The sequence below is a fragment of the Deltaproteobacteria bacterium genome (assembly GCA_011773515.1).
In the GTDB taxonomy this organism is placed as follows: domain Bacteria; phylum Desulfobacterota; class Deferrimicrobia; order J040; family J040; genus WVXK01.
In genome coordinates this window covers 30,849-35,437 of the sequence record WVXK01000100.1, presented here as the reverse complement: position 1 = coordinate 35,437, position 4,589 = coordinate 30,849, and the positions used below count along the sequence as shown (strand labels likewise).

The 4,589-nt window shown below is 52.3% G+C and carries 3 protein-coding genes and 2 pseudogenes (1 of these 5 only partly in view); all 5 read left to right on the top strand.

Annotation, left to right across the window (positions count from 1 at the left end; translation table 11 throughout):
* The coding region (locus GTN70_11085; GenBank protein NIO17507.1) for a hypothetical protein at positions 1 to 1,296 on the top strand (1,296 nt) is incomplete at its 5' end.
* A 10-nt stretch (positions 1,297 to 1,306) separates the two neighbouring features.
* Positions 1,307 to 2,215 (top strand): tRNA (adenosine(37)-N6)-dimethylallyltransferase MiaA, encoded by a 909-nt coding sequence (gene miaA / locus GTN70_11080; GenBank protein ID NIO17506.1) that lies wholly within the window; start codon positions 1,307 to 1,309, stop codon positions 2,213 to 2,215.
* Between the two features lie 48 nt (positions 2,216 to 2,263).
* Positions 2,264 to 3,122: pseudogene (locus GTN70_11075) on the top strand (acetyl-CoA carboxylase carboxyl transferase subunit alpha).
* A complete protein-coding gene (gene pheA, locus GTN70_11070; GenBank protein ID NIO17505.1) occupies positions 3,119 to 4,198 on the top strand; it encodes a prephenate dehydratase in 1,080 nt (359 codons plus the stop codon). Before GTN70_11075 ends, pheA begins: the two are co-directional and overlap by 4 nt.
* 92 nt (positions 4,199 to 4,290) lie before the next feature.
* Positions 4,291 to 4,589: pseudogene (gene aroF, locus GTN70_11065) on the top strand (3-deoxy-7-phosphoheptulonate synthase) (it continues 669 nt past the right edge of the window).

The following is a 4,589-nucleotide window of genomic DNA, read 5'->3' as shown; positions in this document are numbered from 1 at the left end:
CCGGCGAGGAAAAAATTTTTAAGGAGCAGGAAGGTTGAACAGGGCAATGTCAAAAACGTTTTCTGGGACCTCGCAATACCCTGCAGGGGAGTTTACTTCCATTTCAATGCTGACGGGAAAGAGTCTCTTTCGGTTCCGGCGGACCTGGATATCCGGGAAAGAGTGCATCTGAGAGAGGGCGAAATCGCAGCACTGTTTCATGAGTTCAAGGAGGTGAGCCCCTACTTTTCCCTGGAGGGTCTCGTCACATCCCCGCTCAGAACGTTTCCCCGGTCAAACAGAATGTCCATATTCGTCAACAATCGGGCCGTTCGCGATGGTATCGGTGTCGGCGCGGTCAAAGAGGGGTTGAGAGGGCTGATACCGGAAAACCGCTATCCCTCGGCGTACATATTCATAGAGGTTTCCCCCGAGGAGGCCGATGTAAACGTCCACCCCTCCAAAAGAGAGGTAAGGTTCAGGTACCGAAGGGAGCTTTTCGAGATAATAAGCTATGCGGTAAAGAGATGTTTCGTCAGGGAAGGATCCGGGAGCGGGGCCGATTCGGCCCGTCCTCCCGGTGAGGCAGATTTCTGGGTCCCCACGGAAGAGGCCGACCTTGCCGGGCCCTGGAAAGGAATGCCCCGCCAGGGGCGCACCTGTGCCGCCGACAGTTCTCACCCATCTGGAGAAAAGGGAAGAGAGACCCCGCATGATCTGTTCGAAGCGCGGAAGCCTCTCTCGAAAATGAGAATCCTCGGGCAGGTTCTTGGAAACTACGTGCTTTTGGACGGGGGCGAAGAGCTTTTCTTCTGCGACATCCACGCGGCTTCGGAGAGAGTCCAGTACTGGCGGGTGCGAAAAGGGTTCAGCAACTGGCTCGAACGCCCCGAGCATCTCCTTATCTCTGTTACAGTTCCCATCGAGGGCCTGAGCGGACACGCGGATCGTGTGAAGGAGGTTCTTGTCAACGCGGGGTATCGGGTAGAGTTGGAAGAAGGGGTAATGAGAGTCGTGGCTGTGCCGCTTTATCTCAAGGGGATCGACCCCGCCTTGGTTGTTGAAGACCTTTTAGAAATACTCGAGGGGGATTTCCCCGGTGGAGCGATGGAGACGGAAAAAGCCTTCGAAGAACTCATAGCGAAAATAGCCTGCCATTCATCCGTGCGGGGGACACGCATTCTCCCTGAAGAGGAAGTGAGATATCTTCTTGAAGAGCTGGAAAAGGCGGATTACAGCGAAACCTGTCCTCACGGAAGGCCCGTGTACGTGAGAATCTCGCGGCGTGAATTGCACAAACTTTTCGGGAGAACCTGATATTTGCAATATGAAAAAGAAGGTGGTCATTATCGGCGGGCCAACAGCATCGGGAAAGAGCAGCACGGCCCTCACCCTGGCCAAAAGGTATCCGCTGGAGATTGTCAATTTTGATTCCCTGCAGATCTACCGTTACCTGGACATTGGAACGGCCAAGCCATCAGCGGAGCAGAGAAGCTCTGTCCCCCACCACCTCTACGACATACGGTACCCCGATGAATACTTCTCGGTGGCTGACTATGTCACCGAAGCCTCGAGGGTTGTGCTGGAAATTTATGGCAGGGGTAAAATCCCTCTCTTTGTGGGTGGAACGGGATTGTACATGAGGAGTTTTCTTTTCGGGCTGGACAGGATTCCCTCCTCTCCCTCCATCAGAAATCAGCTTCAAAAGAGGTTAGAGCGGGAAGGGTTGGGTGACCTCTACAACGAGGTTCAGGAGAGGGACCCTCTGTTTGCCAGGGCCATTTCCCCGAATGACAGAAGCAGAATCGTGAGGGCACTCGAGGTGATGGCGATAACGGGCACGACTTTTTCGTCTCTGCAGAAAAAGTGGAAGGAGAGGGAAAAGGCCTTCGAAGATCTTTTCATCATTCTGTCGCCGGAAAGAGACGTTCTTTACGAGCGGATAAACAAAAGAGTGGAGGCGATGATAGCCGGGGGTTTCGTAGACGAGGTGAAAGGCCTGCTCGACATGGGGTATTCCCCCGGCCTTCGGCCGATGTGCTCCCTGGGGTACCGTCACATCGTCGCCTTTTTAAGGGGGGAGGAGGATCTCGCCGTAACGGTCGAAACCATAAAGCGGGAAACGAGGCAGTATGCAAAGAGGCAGCTGACGTGGTTCAAACGGGAGGATGGGCGATGGTTGAAGTCTTCGGAAGAACAAAAAATAGGTAAACTTGTCAAATCATTTCTGATATGATTTTCTACTCCGGAGGAGAATCTCAACCTCCAATTGATGAGGGCGGAGATGGTCGGGCAATATCTGGATTTTGAGAGACCCATCGTCGAGCTGGAGAACAGGCTCGAGCAGCTAAAAGCATCCGAGGATTACGGTTCCAAGGCCGTAACCGATGAAATCCAGAAGCTCGAGCGAAAGATAGGGAAGATAAAGAAGGAGATCTTCTCAAATCTTTCCCGGTGGCAGAAAACCCTCCTTGCAAGGCACCCTTCGAGACCGTACATGCTCGATTACGTGAAGTTGATTTTCAAAAACTTCATAGAAATACACGGGGATAGAGCCTTTATGGACGATCCGGCGATCGTTTGCGGATTCGCCGAGGTTGACGGTCAAAAAATTGTCCTGATCGGTCAACAGAAGGGGAGAACGACCAATGAGAAGATCCACCGCAACTTCGGCATGGCCCATCCGGAGGGTTACCGGAAGGCTCTCCGGGTTATGAAGCTGGCCGAAAAATTCAGGTTGCCCATAGTAACNNATCGTAGCCGTTATCGGGGAGGGTGGATCGGGGGGAGCGCTTGCCCTCGGCATAGGTGATATTATCCTGATGATGGAATATGCTATTTACTCGGTCATTTCCCCGGAGGGGTGTGCGTCGATACTCTGGAAGGACGCCGGGAAAGGAGAGACGGCGGCGGATATCATGAAAATAACGGCCCCGGACCTGAAAGGTTTTGGGGTGGTAGACATAGTCGTCCCCGAGCCGGATGGAGGGGCCCACAGGAATCCGGAAAAAGCTGCGAGTATCTTGAAGGAGCATCTTCTGGAGGCCATATCCGAGGTCAGTGGGGTGAATACGGAAGAACTATTGCAAAGGAGATATGAAAAATACAGAAAAATAGGGGAAGCCAAGAATCCAAAGAAATGAATTCCTGGTCTGAGATTCTCGCACAGTACAGAGACAAGATCGATAAGCTGGACAGGGATATTCTGGAGCTGCTCAACAGAAGGGCCGATATTGCAATTGCCGTCGGCGAATTGAAAAAGAAGCACAATCTCAGGGTTTACGTCCCGGAGAGAGAGACGGAGATACTGGAGAGTCTCAGCAAGCTGAACACCGGCCCATTTCCGACGGAGGCCGTCCGCACAATTTTCAGAGAAATTATCTCGGCCTCCATATCCCTGGAAAAGAGGATGCGCGTCTGCTTTCTCGGACCGAGGGCCACCTTTACCCACATGGCATGCATAACGCAGTTTGGCGAGAGCGCTGACCTCGTACCCGTGATCAATGTCGCGGAGGTCTTTGAATCAGTGGACCGCAAGGAAGTCGAGTTCGGCGTGGTTCCTATCGAAAACAGCACAGAGGGCATCGTCAGCAACACCCTCGACATGTTTGTAGAGCACAACATAAATATCACGGGGGAGATCATCCTCGAGATATCCCACTCCCTGCTCTCGGTCACGGGAGAAATGGAGCACATAAAGAAGGTATATTCCCACCCGCATGCCATAGCACAGTGCAGGAACTGGCTCGAAAAAAATCTCAAGGGAGTCCCCGTATTTCATGTGGAGAGCACGGCAAAGGCGGCTGAGCTGGTGTCAGAGGATCCCTCCTCGGCTGCCGTGGCGGCGGAGGGCGCCGGCAAGCTCTACGGGCTGCAGGTATTGAAGAAGAACATACAGGACAATATCAACAATATCACACGGTTTATCATAATCGGGAAAACAACCCCCGAAAAAACTGGCTGGGACAAAACCTCGATCATTTTTTCCGTCAAGGATGAGGTGGGGGCGCTGTACAAGATACTGGAGCCATTTGCAAAGTTTAAAATCAACCTGACCAAGATCGAGTCGAGGCCGGTAAAGAAAAGGGCGTGGGAATATCTCTTCTTCCTCGATATGGCGGGCCATATAACAGACGCCAATATAGCTTCCGCCATAAATGAGATGAGAATCCTCTGTGACTATTTCAAGCTTCTTGGCTCCTATCCCCGCGCTGCGTGATGCGGGGACCCAGAGAAAAATCCAAGAAAACCCGGAAAATATTCTAAAAGATACCGAGAAAATCATAGATACACACACAAGGAGGGAATGAAATGATCATAGTGCTCAAGCCCGGAGCCACGGAGAGAGAGATAGAGAGCGTGGAAAACAGGGTAAAGGAGATGGGGCTCAAGGTTCATCTTTCAAAGGGAGTCGAGAGAACCATCATCGGCGCAATTGGTGATGAGCGGAAGGTTGACGCGGCCTTTTTCGAGGTGATGGATTGTGTCGAAAAGGTCATGCCTATTTTGAAGCCCTATAAACTCGTGAGCAGGGAATTCAAGGCGGAAGACACGGTGTTACGGGTGGGGGACAAGGTTATCGGCGGGGAGGAGGTTGTTGTAATTGCCGG

Bases quoted from the DNA above. Each gene is read 5' to 3' on its own strand.
- pheA (NIO17505.1), top strand. From the start codon at position 3,119: ATGAATTCCTGGTCTGAGATTCTCGCACAGTACAGAGACAAGATCGAT.
- miaA (NIO17506.1), top strand. From the start codon at position 1,307: ATGAAAAAGAAGGTGGTCATTATCGGCGGGCCAACAGCATCGGGAAAG.